Origin of the sequence: Acinetobacter shaoyimingii (genome assembly GCF_011578045.1) — a bacterium.
Taxonomy (GTDB): domain Bacteria; phylum Pseudomonadota; class Gammaproteobacteria; order Pseudomonadales; family Moraxellaceae; genus Acinetobacter; species Acinetobacter shaoyimingii.
In genome coordinates, this window is sequence record NZ_CP049801.1 from 760578 (window position 1) to 776605 (window position 16028).

The 16028-nt window shown below is 38.5% G+C and carries 20 protein-coding genes; 8 read left to right on the forward strand and 12 right to left on the reverse strand.

Annotated elements, in window-relative coordinates; all coding sequences use genetic code 11:
* Nucleotides 1–17: 17 nt before the first annotated feature.
* The 3 genes from G8E00_RS03475 to G8E00_RS03485 all read left to right on the forward strand — a co-directional run bounded on the left by G8E00_RS03475 (nucleotide 18) and on the right by G8E00_RS03485 (nucleotide 4048).
* On the forward strand, nucleotides 18–1175 hold the full coding sequence (locus G8E00_RS03475; protein ID WP_166012677.1) for an acyl-CoA dehydrogenase family protein: 1158 nt from the start codon (nucleotides 18–20) through the stop codon (nucleotides 1173–1175).
* A gap of 11 nt (nucleotides 1176–1186) precedes the next feature.
* Nucleotides 1187–2023, forward strand: a complete 837-nt coding sequence (locus tag G8E00_RS03480) for an enoyl-CoA hydratase/isomerase family protein (protein ID WP_166221984.1) — start codon at nucleotides 1187–1189, stop codon at nucleotides 2021–2023.
* An 84-nt stretch (nucleotides 2024–2107) separates the two neighbouring features.
* The gene (locus G8E00_RS03485) at nucleotides 2108–4048 is read left to right on the forward strand and encodes an acetyl-CoA carboxylase biotin carboxylase subunit (RefSeq protein WP_166221986.1); all 1941 of its coding nucleotides are present in this window, start codon (nucleotides 2108–2110) and stop codon (nucleotides 4046–4048) included.
* 140 nt (nucleotides 4049–4188) lie between these two features.
* Here the strand turns inward: G8E00_RS03485 and G8E00_RS03490 are convergent, their stop codons facing one another.
* From G8E00_RS03490 to G8E00_RS03500, 3 genes are read right to left on the reverse strand one after another with little or no spacing between them, the layout of a single operon-like run.
* Nucleotides 4189–4602: a roadblock/LC7 domain-containing protein gene (locus G8E00_RS03490; RefSeq protein ID WP_166012674.1), complete on the reverse strand. Its 414-nt coding sequence runs from the start codon at nucleotides 4600–4602 to the stop codon at nucleotides 4189–4191.
* 14 nt (nucleotides 4603–4616) lie between these two features.
* Nucleotides 4617–5150, reverse strand: coding sequence for a GTP-binding protein (locus G8E00_RS03495; protein ID WP_166012673.1), 534 nt, complete (start codon nucleotides 5148–5150; stop codon nucleotides 4617–4619).
* Between the two features lie 12 nt (nucleotides 5151–5162).
* Nucleotides 5163–6134, reverse strand: coding sequence for a hypothetical protein (locus tag G8E00_RS03500; RefSeq protein WP_166221988.1), 972 nt, complete (start codon nucleotides 6132–6134; stop codon nucleotides 5163–5165).
* Nucleotides 6135–6649: 515 nt separating this feature from the next.
* On the opposite strand from G8E00_RS03500, the gene G8E00_RS03505 reads away from it, so the two are divergent.
* A complete protein-coding gene (locus G8E00_RS03505; protein WP_166221390.1) occupies nucleotides 6650–7519 on the forward strand; it encodes an IS982 family transposase in 870 nt (289 codons plus the stop codon).
* A 129-nt stretch (nucleotides 7520–7648) separates the two neighbouring features.
* Here G8E00_RS03505 and G8E00_RS03510 read toward each other — a convergent pair whose 3' ends face one another.
* Genes G8E00_RS03510 through G8E00_RS03520 form a run of 3 tightly spaced genes read right to left on the reverse strand, consistent with a single transcriptional unit; the run spans nucleotide 7649 to nucleotide 9433 of the window.
* Nucleotides 7649–8299, reverse strand: a complete 651-nt coding sequence (locus G8E00_RS03510) for a hypothetical protein (RefSeq protein WP_166012671.1) — start codon at nucleotides 8297–8299, stop codon at nucleotides 7649–7651.
* A gap of 19 nt (nucleotides 8300–8318) precedes the next feature.
* Nucleotides 8319–8753, reverse strand: coding sequence for a ClpXP protease specificity-enhancing factor (locus G8E00_RS03515; protein WP_166221990.1), 435 nt, complete (start codon nucleotides 8751–8753; stop codon nucleotides 8319–8321).
* Nucleotides 8754–8776: 23 nt separating this feature from the next.
* The gene (locus G8E00_RS03520; protein ID WP_166221992.1) at nucleotides 8777–9433 is read right to left on the reverse strand and encodes a glutathione S-transferase N-terminal domain-containing protein; all 657 of its coding nucleotides are present in this window, start codon (nucleotides 9431–9433) and stop codon (nucleotides 8777–8779) included.
* 140 nt (nucleotides 9434–9573) lie between these two features.
* Here G8E00_RS03520 and G8E00_RS03525 point away from each other — a divergent pair, with 140 nt between their 5' ends.
* Nucleotides 9574–9819, forward strand: coding sequence for a hypothetical protein (locus G8E00_RS03525; RefSeq protein ID WP_166221994.1), 246 nt, complete (start codon nucleotides 9574–9576; stop codon nucleotides 9817–9819).
* A 49-nt stretch (nucleotides 9820–9868) separates the two neighbouring features.
* Here G8E00_RS03525 and rpsI read toward each other — a convergent pair whose 3' ends face one another.
* Nucleotides 9869–10255 carry a 30S ribosomal protein S9 gene (gene rpsI, locus G8E00_RS03530; RefSeq protein WP_004652544.1) on the reverse strand — a complete coding sequence of 129 codons (387 nt, stop codon included), beginning with the start codon at nucleotides 10253–10255 and terminating at the stop codon, nucleotides 9869–9871.
* Nucleotides 10256–10267: 12 nt separating this feature from the next.
* Entirely contained in the window at nucleotides 10268–10696 is a 429-nt protein-coding gene (gene rplM / locus G8E00_RS03535) for a 50S ribosomal protein L13 (RefSeq protein WP_004811299.1), read from the reverse strand.
* Between the two features lie 323 nt (nucleotides 10697–11019).
* Between rplM and pdxA the strand changes: the two genes are divergently transcribed.
* Genes pdxA through G8E00_RS03550 form a run of 3 tightly spaced genes read left to right on the forward strand, consistent with a single transcriptional unit; the run spans nucleotide 11020 to nucleotide 13686 of the window.
* On the forward strand, nucleotides 11020–11988 hold the full coding sequence (gene pdxA / locus G8E00_RS03540) for a 4-hydroxythreonine-4-phosphate dehydrogenase PdxA (RefSeq protein ID WP_166012667.1): 969 nt from the start codon (nucleotides 11020–11022) through the stop codon (nucleotides 11986–11988).
* Nucleotides 11989–12021: 33 nt separating this feature from the next.
* Nucleotides 12022–12834 carry a 16S rRNA (adenine(1518)-N(6)/adenine(1519)-N(6))-dimethyltransferase RsmA gene (rsmA, locus tag G8E00_RS03545; protein WP_166012666.1) on the forward strand — a complete coding sequence of 271 codons (813 nt, stop codon included), beginning with the start codon at nucleotides 12022–12024 and terminating at the stop codon, nucleotides 12832–12834.
* A 6-nt stretch (nucleotides 12835–12840) separates the two neighbouring features.
* The gene (locus G8E00_RS03550; RefSeq protein ID WP_166221996.1) at nucleotides 12841–13686 is read left to right on the forward strand and encodes a symmetrical bis(5'-nucleosyl)-tetraphosphatase; all 846 of its coding nucleotides are present in this window, start codon (nucleotides 12841–12843) and stop codon (nucleotides 13684–13686) included.
* A gap of 84 nt (nucleotides 13687–13770) precedes the next feature.
* Here the strand turns inward: G8E00_RS03550 and G8E00_RS03555 are convergent, their stop codons facing one another.
* The 4 genes from G8E00_RS03555 to G8E00_RS03570 form a co-directional block, all read right to left on the reverse strand.
* Nucleotides 13771–14178, reverse strand: a complete 408-nt coding sequence (locus G8E00_RS03555; RefSeq protein ID WP_227591288.1) for a DUF2147 domain-containing protein — start codon at nucleotides 14176–14178, stop codon at nucleotides 13771–13773.
* Between the two features lie 187 nt (nucleotides 14179–14365).
* Nucleotides 14366–14827, reverse strand: a complete 462-nt coding sequence (locus G8E00_RS03560) for a DUF2147 domain-containing protein (protein WP_166221998.1) — start codon at nucleotides 14825–14827, stop codon at nucleotides 14366–14368.
* A gap of 96 nt (nucleotides 14828–14923) precedes the next feature.
* Complete coding sequence (locus tag G8E00_RS03565) at nucleotides 14924–15598, reverse strand: LrgB family protein (RefSeq protein ID WP_166012662.1); 675 nt, start codon at nucleotides 15596–15598, stop codon at nucleotides 14924–14926.
* Between the two features lie 13 nt (nucleotides 15599–15611).
* On the reverse strand, nucleotides 15612–15983 hold the full coding sequence (locus tag G8E00_RS03570; RefSeq protein ID WP_166012661.1) for a hypothetical protein: 372 nt from the start codon (nucleotides 15981–15983) through the stop codon (nucleotides 15612–15614).
* Nucleotides 15984–16028: the final 45 nt, after the last annotated feature.

The following is a 16028-nucleotide window of genomic DNA, read 5'->3' on the forward strand; positions in this document are numbered from 1 at the left end:
ATTTAAGGAAATACAAAATGAAATTTACAGCAGAGCATGAAGCACTACGTCGTACCACACGTCAATTTATTGAAAATGACATCAATCCATTTGTGGCTGAATGGGAAGCAGCAGGGCGTTTCCCCATTCACGAAGTATTTAAAAAAATGGGTGACTTAGGTTTGCTCGGTATTTGTAAACCTGAAGAAAACGGTGGTTTGGCACTGGATTATTCGTATAACTTAGTGGTTGCGGAAGAATTAGGTCGTATCAACTGTGGCGGTGTGCCATTGGCGATGGGCGTTCAAACGGATATGGCGACCCCAGCGATTGCGCGTTTTGGTAGTAAGGAACTGCGTGATGAATTTTTAACACCAGCGATTGCAGGTGAATATGTCGCAGCGATTGCGGTATCAGAAGTTCAAGCAGGCTCAGACGTTGCCGCTTTAAAAACAACTGCAGTGAAAGATGGCGATGACTACGTGATTAATGGTCATAAAATGTGGATCACTAACTCACTTCAAGCCGACTTCTTCTGTCTTTTGGCAAATACCTCAGATGGTAAACCGCATTTCAATAAATCGATGATTGTTGTTCCTGCTAAAACACCAGGTATTAGCTTCTCGGAACCTTTAGATAAATTGGGTATGCGTTCGAGTACCACAGCGCAAGTGTTCTTTGATAATGTGCGTGTACCACAGCGTAACCTTGTTGGGACCGAAGGCATGGGCTTTATGATGCAGATGCTACAGTTCCAAGAAGAACGTATGTGGGGTGCAGCGAATGCTATGGGTGGCATGTTGAGCTGTATTGAAAAAACGATTGAATATACCAAAGAGCGTACGACATTTGGTTTACCACTGATTGATAATCAATATATTCATTTCCGTTTTGCAGAATTGATGACTGAAATTGAAGCATTGAAAGCATTAACTTATCGAGCATGTGATCTGCATATTGCAGGTGAAGATGTGACTCAGATTGCATCTATGGCAAAACTTAAAGCAGGTCGTTTAACGCGTGAAGTTGCTGATAGTTGCTTACAGTTCTGGGGGGGGAATGGCTTTATGGCAGATAACCCAGCAGCACAGTTATATCGTGATGGTCGATTGGTGTCGATTGGTGGTGGTGCAGATGAGATCATGCTCGGGATTATTTGTAAGCTTATGGGCACATTACCTGGCAAACGCAAATAAGGAGAGCAATGATGGCCGATCTACAATCGCTCAATAGCGTACTAGCAGATGACAGCATTGAGCTAGAACAATCAGGTTCGATCTTAAAAATCTGGTTAAACCGTCCTGATAGCCGTAATGCCATGAGTTTAAACATGGTCAAATCGATCATGAATGTTTTTAATGCCATTGCTGATGATAGCTCGATTCGTGGCGTGGTATTCCGTGGTCGTGGTAATCACTTCTGTGCGGGCGGTGATATTAAAGATATGGCTGCAATTCGTGCAGAAGCAGCTTCATTGGGCAGTAACAAGCCTTATATCGATTTTAATCGCCAGTTTGGTGCCATGATTGAATTGGTCGATCAAGCACCTCAAACCGTTGTTGTTGTGCTTGAAGGTGCAGTACTGGGTGGTGGTTTTGGTTTGGCCTGTATTTCGGATGTGGCGATTGCACATCAAGATGCACAGTTTGGTCTACCTGAAACAGGACTTGGTATTTTACCTGCTCAAATTGCGCCGTTTGTGGTGAAACGTGTGGGGTTAACACAAGCTCGCCGCTTGGCATTGTTGGGTGCGCGTTTTAATGGCAATAAAGCGCTACAGTTTGGTGTGATTCATGAAGTGGCTGAAAATGAAAACGAACTTGAGCAGCTGATTGAAACCACACTTGAACAGGTCAAACGTGCGGCGCCTTTAGCATCTCGTGCAACCAAAGCTTTATTGCATCGTGCATCGAGCAATGAATCTTTAAGTAATTTACTGGATGATGCAGCTGTACAATTTGCAGATGCGGTGAATAGTGCTGAAGGTATGGAAGGCACGATGGCGTTTATTCAAAAGAGAAAACCAAGTTGGGCTGATGAATAAATACATCATCAAAGCAAAAGCTCAAAGATAAAGAATGTCATGACCTCCATAGACAGGAGGTCTTATAAGAATAGTGGTGATGATATGGCGTTTTCTAAAGTTTTAGTTGCAAACCGTGGCGAGATCGCTGTACGTGTGATGCAAACAGCCAAAGCAATGGGGTATAAAACTGTTGCTGTGTATTCAGATGCAGATCAACATGCACGTCATGTACAGGTCGCAGATGAAGCAGTATATATTGGTCCATCCAAAGTGTCTGAATCATATTTGTCGATTGCAAATATTATTGAAGCATGTCAAAAAACAGGTGCAGATGCTGTCCATCCGGGTTATGGGTTTTTATCTGAAAATACTGATTTTGCTCAAGCTTGTATTGAAAATAATATTACCTTCATTGGACCAACAGCCGCTGCAATTGAATTGATGGGCAGTAAACGCCTGTCTAAAATCGCAATGATTGAAGCAGGTGTACCTTGCGTACCGGGTTATGAAGGTGATCAACAAGATATCGAATTCTTGGCTGAGCAAGCGCGAAAAGTCGGTTTCCCTTTAATGGTGAAAGCTTCTGCGGGGGGCGGTGGTCGTGGTATGCGATTGGTGCACCAAGAAGCAGATTTGTTGGAATCGTTAAAAACAGCACGTTCAGAAGCTGAAAATGCATTTGGTTCAGGCGAGCTGATTATTGAAAAAGCAGTGATTGCACCTCGTCATGTAGAAATCCAAGTTTTTGGTGATACACATGGCAATTATGTGTATCTGTTCGAACGTGATTGTTCAATTCAACGCCGTCACCAAAAAGTGGTTGAAGAGGCACCGTGCCCAGTCATGACACCTGAACTACGCCAACGTATGGGTGAAGCTGCGGTAGCTGCAGCAAGATCTTGTGATTATGTTGGTGCAGGTACGGTTGAATTTCTGCTTGATGCATCGGGCGAGTTCTATTTCTTAGAGATGAATACTCGTCTACAAGTTGAACATCCTGTCACTGAGTTAGTGACAGGTTTGGATTTAGTGGAATGGCAATTACGTGTTGCCAATGGTGAAACGTTGCCACTACAACAATCTGAACTCACATTAAAAGGTCATGCGATTGAAGTGCGACTATATGCTGAAGACCCACGTTTAGACTTCTTACCTCAGACGGGCAAAATCTTACGCTGGAAGCCAGTTGAGTCGAAAAATGTCCGTATTGACCATGGCATGTTGGCGCAAGGTGAGATCAGTCCTTTTTATGATCCAATGGTAGCGAAGGTCATTGCCTATGGTGAAACGCGTAATGATGCAATTCGTACTCTGGCACGTGCCGTAGAAGAAAGCGTATTATTGGGTGTGAACAGTAATAAAGAATTCTTAGTGAATCTACTGCGTCATCCTGTCGTGGTGAAAGGGGATACCAATACTGCATTTATTCAAGAACATTTCCAAGAAGATGTAAGCTTGAATAAACAAAGCTTAAATTTAGAAACTTTAGTCTTGGTTGCGGCATTACTGACCAATGCCTCTACACAAAGCAGTTGGAATACAGGCATTGCATTGTCATTGCCATTAAAATTACGTTATGACGACAACAAGCTTGAGCTTTTGGTCAAGCGTGATGCAACCGAAGTCACTGTTGAGTTATGTGGCGAATCACAAAGTATTCAACTGGTTGAACAAAATGCTGAGCAGTTGATTTATGTGATCAATGGTGTACGCCGTAAGATTGATTATGTGATCGAAGGCAATTTTGTTTATTTAGACACTGCAAATGGAAACGTTGCAGTTGAAAATATTACTTATTTGCCACCTGAGACGGCTGATGTTGCTGGTGATGGCAAGATCCGTGCACCAATGGATGGTTCCATTATCAATATCGTTGTCAATGCCGGGGATACTGTAACCAAAGGGCAAACTTTACTGATTCTTGAAGCGATGAAAATCCAACAACAGATTAAGTCAGATGTTGATGGTGTGGTTGGTGAAATTATTGGTCAGGTGGGTCAGCAAGTGAAAAAACGTCAGATTTTATTTAATATTGATTGCTAAAATCTGCATGTAATCTTGTTGAATCTACATGGAATAAAGGGGCTTATATAGCCCCTTTATTGTTTAATCTAAAAATTAAAAGCTTTAATTTCAATATGCGTTAAACATCAATATGCATTATTTTAACTTCAGTGATTGCATTATTTATCACTTTTGATGATCGCGACACTGGCTTCTTTTAGTGCATACAATAATTGACCAAGTAACACATCCTTAGCAACCAAAGTCACAATAACCATAGGATGCTTGGGTGCAGGTACTGACGTGAGCACGGCTTTACCATTCTCTGCATCTAATGTGATGCTATGGCATCCTGTTAAATTGATTTCATTAAGAAAGGCACTGACCATTGCTAAAATCGAGCTACCGACTGCAGCAAGCTTACTGGTATTGTAATTGCTCTTACGATACACAGAGCCAAGTTCAAAACCATCTGTTGAACACACCATCACAAATTCGACACCTTTGACATTCATCAAGACGTCATTAATCTGCGCTTTTGCAAAATTAACAAGTGATTCTGGAGCTGTACGTTTGTCTAGTGCATCGAGCATGCTTTTTTATCCTGTTATAGGTATTTAACTTCTAATGATGTAACGAGTACTTCAATGAGCATCAGTACATCGTCGTGTTGTCGAGCATCAATAAAAAATAATGGGAACTGATAATGATTATCTAAGAGCCATTGTCTATATTGATGGGTCGTTTTTTTAGGATCTTGGTCTATATGTGTTATTCCTATCGTTATATTCTCACTAAAATTTTTAAAAATATCAACATAATGTGTTAATTCTTCTATTGGATTTTTTAAGGAATGATCGACCAGAACAACAATTCCAATTGCACCTTTACAAATCAGATTCCACATGAAGTTAAATCGATCTTGACCAGGGGTACCATATAATCCAATTTTACTGCCATCGTCGAGGGTGACTTCACCATAATCAATACCAACTGTTGTTTCCATTTTTTGATGGCTAATATTGTCAGTATTGAGTACTTCGGTTGCTAAAACCGGAATTTCAGATAAAGATTTGATGGCTTCTGTTTTACCTGAACCAATAGAACCAGCAAAGACGATTTTAAGTTTATGTAAGATCATATGTAATCCAGTTTAGAATCCAAATCGTTTTTTGAGTTTAGAGAAAAAGCCACTAATTAAAGCTGTATCTTCATTGTCATCTTGCCCTACAATTTTTTTGCCAAACTGGCACTGTTTTTCAGTTTTTTCAAAAGCATTATTGATGGCTAAGTGCGCAGCGATAAATTTTTGTACAAACTTTACGGGTAGCTTTAAACGATTTGCGATCTCGGAAATTTGTCCGCCTAGGGAAAAGCTTGCAGAGAGCTGCAAAAGACTTTTTCTATCAATGTCCATCGGTTGGACAAAATACTGGATTTGATAATAAAGATTTTCATCTGGCAAATTTATGAGATTCTTAGAGTTCCAGATCAAATGGAAAATCCAATCTTCTAAATTAAACTGATGTTTAAATGAGACTTGTGAAAAATCAATTGAAGATGCAGGTGAATGATGTAATGAAATATCGGTTTCAATATTGCTTCTCGTTTCTGGCATCCAAGCAAAATGACCACGATGATCAATGATTGATAAAGTGCCTAAATGATCGCTCAGATGGAGCTTTCCACTATCGTAATTGAATAATGACGTAAAAAAACTTGGACTGAGTAGACCTGTTTGATTATCGGTTGATTGAGCGCTCGAGCTTGAATCTAAGAGTTGATCATCTGAAGCTCTAGGTTGCATTAAACTTCGATCAAACCAGTTTTTAATATGACCTTCATGCATGATTGGAACGCTTAAAATATTTTCTTCTAAATTATTCTTCTCACGATCTTTGGTTATTTTTAAATATGGTGTGTTTCTGGTATTAATAATGGTTTGTATATTTTTTTGATCAAAAAATATTTCATTAATCAGTAAGATTTCTGCATCAGGATCAGAAATATTTGTCCAATGAATCAAAACTTTGTTTTCAAATACCTTTTGTAAGTCTGATTTTAATTCTGTTGTAATACCAATACCTAACCCCGAGATTGCAATATTCACACTTGTGGGAAGCATAAAACCCTCCTTTTATAAAGTGACTTATTTAACATTTTAATTTATATTTAACTACTATTTATCAATTTGAATTTATAATGATTAAATATCATTAATTTTCATAATATATATCTTTAGTCGCATGTTTTAAAAATGAATTGATTATCTATTAAATTAAAATAATTTTTATTTAATTTTTTAGAAAAACTTAATTTTGTATTTGTGTTTATATTCTAGCATTACAGAATATAATTAAAGCATAATGCAATTATTATATTTAACTAAGAAATACAAAAAACACAATAAAAACAATAGCACATATCGTTTTGTATTTTGTATCTAATTGTATATATAAATAAGTGAAATAATTTTAATGTGTGATTTAGTTTGATTATTATAAAAGATATATTAATTAATAGATTTATTTTTTAAAAAATGATAACTAACCCGAATCGCGGATAAGAAATTGACTTGAAAAATAGAAGGACTAGAGCCATCAGTTGAGTTACCACACCAAACTCACAACCCTAGTCCTAATGTTCAATAGTACCGAATTATTCTGCTTAATTGATGACTTTTTTCTACAATTTGAAGCAACTTATTGGAAATTTCTCAAGCAAGATGGCAAACTTTCAAGAATCCGAGTTGCTCAACTCAGTCTTTCAGAAATTATCTTTATTGCTATTTGGTATAAATCCTCTCATTTCACTAATTTCAAAGCCTTTTTCACTTGGTTAAAAGAAGATAAAAGCTATTTATTTAAATACTTGCCTTGCTATCAAAGGATGATTCATCTGATCAATATGCACCAATTGGCTCTACACGCTTTGCATGTGGCGCTGATGAAAGGTCAAGAAACACAATATTTATGGATTGATTCAACAACTCTGCCAGTTTGTAAAAATCAACGTATTCAACGCCATAAATCATTAGTCCAAATTGCATCACGCGGTAGAAGCTCAATGGGTTGGTTCTATGGCTGTAAATTACATATTGCGATGAATCAATTTGGTGAAATTACCTGTTCTGCTTTATCGAATGGACATGTTGCTGACATAAAAATGGTTGAGCAATTAGTTGATGGCCTAAAAGGAAAAATTTACGGGGATCGAGGCTACATCAGCCAAGAATTAAAGCGCAGGCTGCAAGTTCAAGGTATTGATTTAATTACTTATCATCGGAGGAACATGGAATCTGTTCAACTCAGTGCATCAGATGAATATCACCTAAGGCAACGCAATAAGATAGAAACATTATTCAGCTTATTGAAAGGGCAATATCATTTAGTGACGAGTAAAGCACGTAGTACTTATGGATTTCTCAGCGGAATTTATGCTTCGTTATGTGCATATCAATTAACCCATCGAAATAAGCCAACGATTCAAATTATGGAGTCATCGGCTTAAGCAGGATTCGGGTTAACTAATAATTGTTAATATGGTTTTAATGATTTTTTTAAGAAAATAAAAAAAGCGACCTTAAGGTCGCTTTGGGTTTTGTAAAATTTTAACTGGATCAAATGAATGTTGCGAAAATTAAAATACAGCTTTAAGGGCAGTATACAGAATCCATAATATAACCAATGCTACAACAGGCTCTAAAACTTTGGCCCATGCAGGAACTTCTGCAACTGTAGGCTCAGCAATTACGTGTGTATCATCAGAATGTTGGTTATTCACCATGTGATTAAACTCCTTCATCGTGTCTTCCAATGATAGCTCTTCCTGCTCGATTCGTTGAGAGCCAATTAACTCATTTAGCTCATTTGTCGACCAAACCCAATCCTTGGCTTGACCAGAGAGGTGTTCAATTTGTCCTAATAACAGTTCACGCATCCCTGAAATTTTGTAATTTCCAGTATCGTCAAGCTGTTTGAGCTCATTGAGTTGTAAACTTAGAATATCACTGGTCGATGATTCCAATTCAGATTTCGGTAGTGTCGACTGATTGGACTGTGCGGTCGTGAGATGGCGTGCAACTTCTTGGATGTAGAGTTGATCTTGAGATTGTATCTCTTGATAAATTTTTTGCTCATCCTGACGCCACAAATTGATCAATTTACCTAAGGTTAAAGCATTGATTTCGCTGATATAGAGATTTTGCTCTTCAATAGAATACTGCTTAAATAACTGAGGCTTCTGAATCTTAATCTGCTCAGTAAAATATTGTACTAAATCAAAAGCCATCAAAATCTCCTATTGTTGTTTACTCTAAAATTCTCAAGCTTGGTTTTTTCTTAGGTGTTTCATTTTCTTGTACATCTGTATGTGATGATTCTATAGGATTATCATCCAGATTAACATTGGCATATTCATCAGGATCAAAAAATAAGCCTTGACCATTTTCTTTGGCATAAATACCCAGTACCGCATTGAGTGGTACATAAATATCTCTAGATGCACCGCTAAAACGTGCAGAGAAGGAAATGGCATCATTACTCATATGCAGTTGATGTACCGCACTCGGTAAAATGTTGAGGACAATTTGTCCTTCTTGTACAAATTGAGTCGGTACATCGGTATTTGGTCTTGTCGCATCAACCAATAAGTAAGGCGTAAGATTGTTGTCGCAAATCCATTCATAGATTGCACGAGCAAGATATGGACGGGTAGGGGTTAAATTCAATTCTTGTTCAGACATGAGCAATAACTCTTTTGATTTGCTTAGGCAGATGGGTTGATAAATGCACTATAGCGATTTTTTTCTTGAATCGTCATGGACTTAACAAAAGCAGGACGATTAAAAATACGTTGACAGTACAGCAATATAGGTCGACATTGTTGTGCAGGGAGTTCAATGCCCATATGTTTTAACCGTATGAAAATTGGCGCTAACATGCAATCTAAAATTGTAAAATTTTCCGACATAAAATAGGGAAAATGTTGAAATAGGGGCGTTAGAGAAATTAGCGTATCTCGAAGTTTTTTCTGAGCAGCCGCCTTGGCTTTCGTATCTAAAGTATCAGGATGACGCAACATAATATCGGCGAGTTTTAGCCAGTCATTTTCCATGCGCCAAATATATTGACGTTGTTCGGCACGCGGTGCTGGTGCATCGGCATACAGTTTATTTTGACGATAACGATCATCTACATATTCAGAAATAATCGCTGTATTGAAAAGTTTAAGATTATTTTCAATCAGCATCGGAAGTTGATTATAGGGATTGAGACTTGCAATATCTTCATCCTGTTCATCTGCAATAATCAGCTGGTATTTGATCTGCTTTTCTGCAAGGACATAACGTATCCAGTGAGAGCGAAAATCATCTGCATGGCTGTACAGCGTAATACCTTGAAGTTGTGCGTTTTCGAGTGTCATATTCCAAAAACAGTGCAGAGTGAATGGGATAGCATACTAAAAATAGCCGTTAAAATCACGATACAAATTTTTGAATCATCCTACTTTTTGATTTAGTGAGGCAATTGAATGGCTCATTGGATCTTTTAAGGATCTAGATGATGATTGACCTGAAAATTTTGAGCACATTTTTGGCTTGTATGGATTTTATTGGGTTGGGGGTAGATCTCTATGTCAATAAAGCCTTTTGGCAAAGCGAAGAACTTTGCTTAGATGAAGGTGATGTTGATGAAGAAATTGATCATTGCTTAAAAATGGCGAATATCATCAGGAAGCGCTCAATCGGAAGTGTGTTCGTTGCATGCTTGATTTTACTAATTTTACTTCTTAAGACTTTTCAGGCGTAAAAAAAGCCTTGGAAAATCCAAGGCTTTTTTGTCCGATTCGGTAAACGAATTAACGTTTAGAGAATTGAGGACGTTTACGTGCTTTACGTAAACCAAGTTTCTTACGTTCAACTTCACGAGCATCACGAGTAACGAAACCAGCTTGACGAAGAGCAGGTTTTAAAGTTTCGTCAGAAGCGATCAACGCACGAGTAATACCGTGACGGATAGCGCCAGCTTGACCACCAATACCACCACCTTTAACAGTGATGTAAAGGTCAAACTTTTCAGTAACTTCTAAAAGTTCTAAAGGTTGACGAACAACCATACGAGCAGTTTCACGACCGAAGTACTGTTCTAATGTGCGGTTGTTAATTACGAGTTTACCAGTACCAGCTGATAGGAAAACACGTGCAGTTGCGGTCTTACGGCGACCTGTACCATAGTTAGTAGCCATGTGCTGTATCCCTTAGATGTCCAAAACTTGTGGCTGTTGAGCAGTATGTGGATGCTCAGTACCAGCGTACACTTTCATTTTTTTGATCATTGCATAACCAAGAGGACCTTTTGGCAACATACCTTTAACAGCACGTTGGAAAATTTCTTCTGGTTTGTGAGCAACTAACTTCTCGAAGTTAGTTTCACGAATACCACCAGGGAAACCAGTATGGCGATAGTATTTCTTATCAAGTGATTTTTTACCAGTCACTTGAACTTGTTCAGCATTGATCACTACGATGTAGTCGCCAGTGTCAACATGAGGAGTATAAGAAGTCTTATGCTTACCGCGTAAACGACGAGCGATTTCAGTCGCAAGACGACCTAAAGTTTTGCCAGAAGCATCAACAACATACCAGTCGTGTTGAACTTCAGCTGGCTTAGCGCTGAGAGTTTTCATTAACCACTACCTATTATAGTTGGTTTGGACGGTGGAGTCTGTCCAAACAAAAGGAGACCGAATTCTAGCGGAAATAACGCAGAATCACAATCGAAATATAAAGATTTTAAGCGTCGCATTTTAATGGATAACGCAAGGAAATGAAAGTGTTTAAAAGTTATTCAATTAATAATTTACAAATTAATTTGCCAGCGTGATGTAAGACGCGCTTTTCATGCATTTAACATGATTTGAATAAATTTTAGCGTGAATAAAGATCTTTTCAGTTTAATGAAATACTTCAGGTATATAATAGTTAGATTCAGCAAGTTTTTAGGTGAAATATGCTTCCTCTTTACGTGACGAGTGGTGAACCCGCAGGAATTGGACCAGATATCTGTCTAAGTCTTGCCGATCGTATCGATGAGCGACCTATTGTGGTTTTAGCCGATATTCACATGTTAAAACAACGTGCTGAACTATTAAAACTGAATATCGAACTGATTGAATATCAAGCTCAGACTCAATCATCTTTAAAAGGTCAGTTGTATGTTGAACATGTTCCATTACAACAAGACGTGATTTTAGGTGAGCTGAATCCTCACAATTCAGCCTATGTTTTAGAACAACTTCGCCGTTCAGCAGAATATGCCATGTCAGGGAAAAGTGTCGGGGTTGCCACTGCGCCAGTACAGAAATCAGTCATTAATGATGCAGGTATTCATTTCAGTGGACATACTGAATATTACCAAGAGTTCGCTGGCGTAGACCGTGTGGTGATGATGCTTGCCACAAAAACCTTGAGAGTTGCTTTAGCCACGACGCATTTAGCACTTCGTGATGTGCCTGACGCAATTACCACTGAGCGTTTACATCAAGTCATCGATATTCTTATCCATGATTTAAAAACCAAGTTTAAAATTGATCATCCGCACATTTTAGTCTGTGGCTTAAATCCACATGCTGGTGAAGACGGTTATTTGGGCATGGAAGAAATTGAAGTGATTAATCCTGTACTTCAGACGTATCGAGCGCAAGGGATTGATATGAGTTTAAGTTTACCCGCGGATACTTTATTTACCCCTGAAAATTTAAAAAATGCAGATGCGGTTTTAGCGATGTATCACGATCAGGGCCTACCTGTGTTAAAATCTCAAGGATTCGGGGAAGCCATTAATATTACCTTAGGTTTACCTTTCATTCGTACATCAGTTGACCATGGTACAGCACTCTCCCTTGCAGGTACTGGACGCGCAAAAAGTTCAAGTTTGCATGTTGCTGTTGATTTAGCGCTAGATTTGGCTCGTCACTGATTTTGTATCACTTATTCACGTTGGAAATGTTTTATGTATCAAATTAATGCCTTAAACCCAAAAGAAGAAGGGCATCAGGCTCGAAAACGATTTGGTCAAAACTTTTTACATGACCAACGTGTCATTGCGAAAATTGTCCGTTCGGTGAATCCGCGTCCGGGTGACAATGTTTTAGAAATTGGTCCTGGTTTAGCGGCATTAACATCACCACTAATTGGTGAATGTGATGCATTGACAGTGTTGGAGTTAGACCGAGATTTAGCAGCAGGTTTGCCTGGTCGTGTGCCACATCCTGAACGTTTAACCATTATTGAAACTGATGCATTGCGTTACGACTATTCACAGTTATTTCAAGAAGGTCGTCCTTTACGTGTTGTAGGCAATTTACCCTATAACATTTCTACCCCTTTGCTTTTCCATCTCTTAGAGTTTGGTGGTCAAGTGAAAGACATGCATTTCATGCTACAAAAAGAAGTGGTGGATCGTATTACCGCAGAGCCAAATACCAAAGAATATGGTCGTTTGTCAGTGATGATTCAATACTTTTGTAAACCAACTTTCTTATTTGAAGTGCCACCAGGATCATTCAATCCACCACCGAAAGTGACATCTGCTGTATTCCGCTTAGAACCATACCAAGACAAACCCATTGTGGCGAAGAATGAGAAAGCCTTAGCTCGATTGGTTTCACATGTATTTACCCAGCGTCGTAAAACACTGCGTAATAGCTTAAAGGGCATGTTGGTGGAAGATGGTTTTGAAAAAGCAGGTGTCGATCCAATGGCACGTCCTGAAACGTTGACTTTGGCTCAATTTGTGGCTTTATCTGACAATATGGTGGCTTAACTCATTATGGCACATGCGATTCGATACAATTATGTGATAGGGGATGTGCAAGGCTGCTTTGAAGCACTCAAAGCTTTGCTGAAAGAAATCCAATTTGATGCTGATCAGGATTTTATCTGGTTTGCAGGTGATTTGGTTGCTCGTGGTGAAAACTCGGTAGGTGCTTTGCGCTTTATCAAAAAACTTGTTGATAATGGTGTTGCGGCAACGGTATTGGGTAATCATGACCTAAACTTATTGGCCGTCGCACGTGGCATTAAAAAGCTCAAAGATAAAGACCGTATTGATGATGTAATTCATGCACTTGAAAGCGATGAATTGATCGATTGGTTACGTCGTCAACCTTTATGCTTATTTCCCAATGAACAGACGGTTTTAACGCATGCGGGTATTCCAAATATTTGGAATGCTGAAAAGACAGTGGCTTTAGCTAAAGAAGTAGAAACAGTCCTTCAAGGTGATTTTGATCAACTCGATGACTTTTTAAAAGATATGTATGGTACAGAACCTGATCTATGGTCCGATGATTTACACGGCAATGCTCGCTTACGTTGTATCACGAACTATTTGACACGTATGCGCTTAACTGACGAGGCAGGGCGTTTAGAATTTAGTTTTAAAGACGCTCTAGATGAACCGATGCCTGTAGGATTCCAGCCTTGGTTTGAGTTTGAATCAGAAACGGCAAAAACACATCAAATTGTCTTTGGGCATTGGGCTGCTTTGCAAGGGAAAACCATTTCAGCTCAGATTCAGAATGTAGATGGTGGATGTGTTTGGGGAAATCAGTTGATTGCATACCGTTTGGAAGATCAGCAGTTATTTTCAGTTGATAATCCAGTCGTGGAATAATCAGAATGACTCAAAATAAAAGCCACATGATGTGGCTTTTATTTTGAGTAGGGAATAGATAAAAAGAACGAGGTCTAGGATCTATTATTCTTCACGATACCAAGTTTGGCTTCGTCCAAGTGCTGACACACCGACAAAACCGCGTAGTTTTAAATTTTTTCCATTCGCACTGAGTTTCGCTTTTACTGAATAAAGTTTGCCTGATAGTGGATCTAAGATTTTACCACCACCATACTCGGTTTCACTTTCTTTCTTTAATCCGTTTAAAACATTTAAGCCAAGCATTGGCTTGTCCTTAAAATCACCTGGACAGTTTACACAAGATTCTTTAGGCGTATATCCTGGTCGAGGTGTTACTCTAACAATTTTTCCAGTATATGTTCCATTCGCTTCTTTAGTGATTTGGATAATCCCTTTTGAGGTACCCGTTTTATCATCGATATTGCGCCATGTTCCAACAATATCTGCACCCCAAGTCACCCCAGAAGTCATAAGACCGCATGCTATAACCAATAAAAGATTTCTTTTCATACTTCAGTTCCATTGATTAATGAAATATTAGTTTAATTTTCGTACTAAAGTTTTGTTTAATTAATAACCTTATGGCTTAAATTAAAACAATTTGTTCATTTTTTCAAGTACATCGAGAAGAAAAGCCCATGATTATTAGCTTTTCTCTTTACTCTGCACGTAACCAAACTTGGCTACGTCCTAAAGTTGAAAGACCTTTCACAAACGCTTTTAAACTGAGTCGTTTGCCATTGCTTGAGAGCTTAATTTGTGCAGAGTAAATATTGCCACTCAATGGGTCAATGATTTTACCGTGTGCAAAAGTATTTTGCTTAATTTTCTTGATGCCAGTAAGTACATCTAAACCTAGAATTGGTTTGTTGGTGTATGGTGCTGGACAATTAACGCAAATCTCTTTGGGTTTATAGCCAGGTCGAGCATTAACTTTTTTGATTGTGCCTGTGTATGAATCGCCTTCTTTACGAATTTCGATAATGGCTTTCGGGGTACCTGTTTTGTCATCAATCTGATTCCAAACACCTGCAATATCTTTACTGTTTAAAGCATTAGCAAGGGTAGGCATGCTCAATGAAGCCAAAAGTATTCCGATGAGTATTATGATTGATTTCATATTCTGATTCCCCTTATTGATGACAGTAAATTATTATTCACTGCGCATCATAAGTTTAAAATATATGTAAATCAATCACATAATTTTTATAGTGATTTAGAAACTATTTAAAAACAGAACAAAGCTTGGCAGCCAAATGGCAGTAAAGGTTGCATTTACGGCCATACCGAATGCAGCATATCGACCAGCAACACTACCACGTTGCCATGCTTGAGCCGTACCAATCGCATGTGCAGCCAGACCGAGTGCTAAACCTGAAGCACGTTCATCATTGATATGTCTTAAAATCAGTGGTGAAAATGCAGCACCAATCACACCCGATAAAATCACAATTAAAATAACGAGGCTAATGGGTGCATGTAATAGGGTTGCGATATTAATTGCAATAGGCGTCGTTACAGCACGGGTTGCAAATGCCATAATTGTAGAATCTGCCATATGCAGCAGGTATGCCAATCCCATGGGTAAAGCAACGGCACTGATACTGGCAAAAACCAATATGCCAACAATCGCCTTGAGTGGTAAGTCGTCGTAGCGCATAGCTGCTAAAGGAATGGCAAGGGCAACAGTGACATAACCTAAAAGGTGATTAAAAAAGGGATTAACATTGGCCATATAGTTTTCGTAAGGAATACCGAATAAAAACAGCAGACCAATCACGAAGAACATACCAAAAACAATCACGGGAATTTGCGGTATTTTTTGATTTAATGGTTTAGCAACCAAGTACGCAATAAGCGTAATAAAGAATCCTGAAAGAATAGCGATCATTTGGTTTTACTCCTTATAGCCAACGTTTAGCAATTTTGGCGTAAAGCCATAATGGAATTAGCGTACTAACAAAAAGCACCAGTAAAAAAAGTGGGATCTCTTTACCCATATGCGCCATCATCAATAATGAACCGGCACTAATGGGTAAAAATGCAAATGCACTTTCTTTCATGATTTTATTGTTAGTATCTACAACGCGACTTGGAATTTTTCCAACTTTTCTCCAGATCACTAAAACAATTAGTAAGCTCAATAAACCCATGAGATTACCCAGTTCAGGGTGGTTGAATTGTGTTGTGATCCATACGCACCCTTCACGGAATCCGATGATGAGTATGAGTGTGCCGATCCAGGCTGGCCAATCTATAGTTCTAATCCATTGCATTTTCATTCTAACTTTTAATTACACTTATCACGTTTTAACTGATTT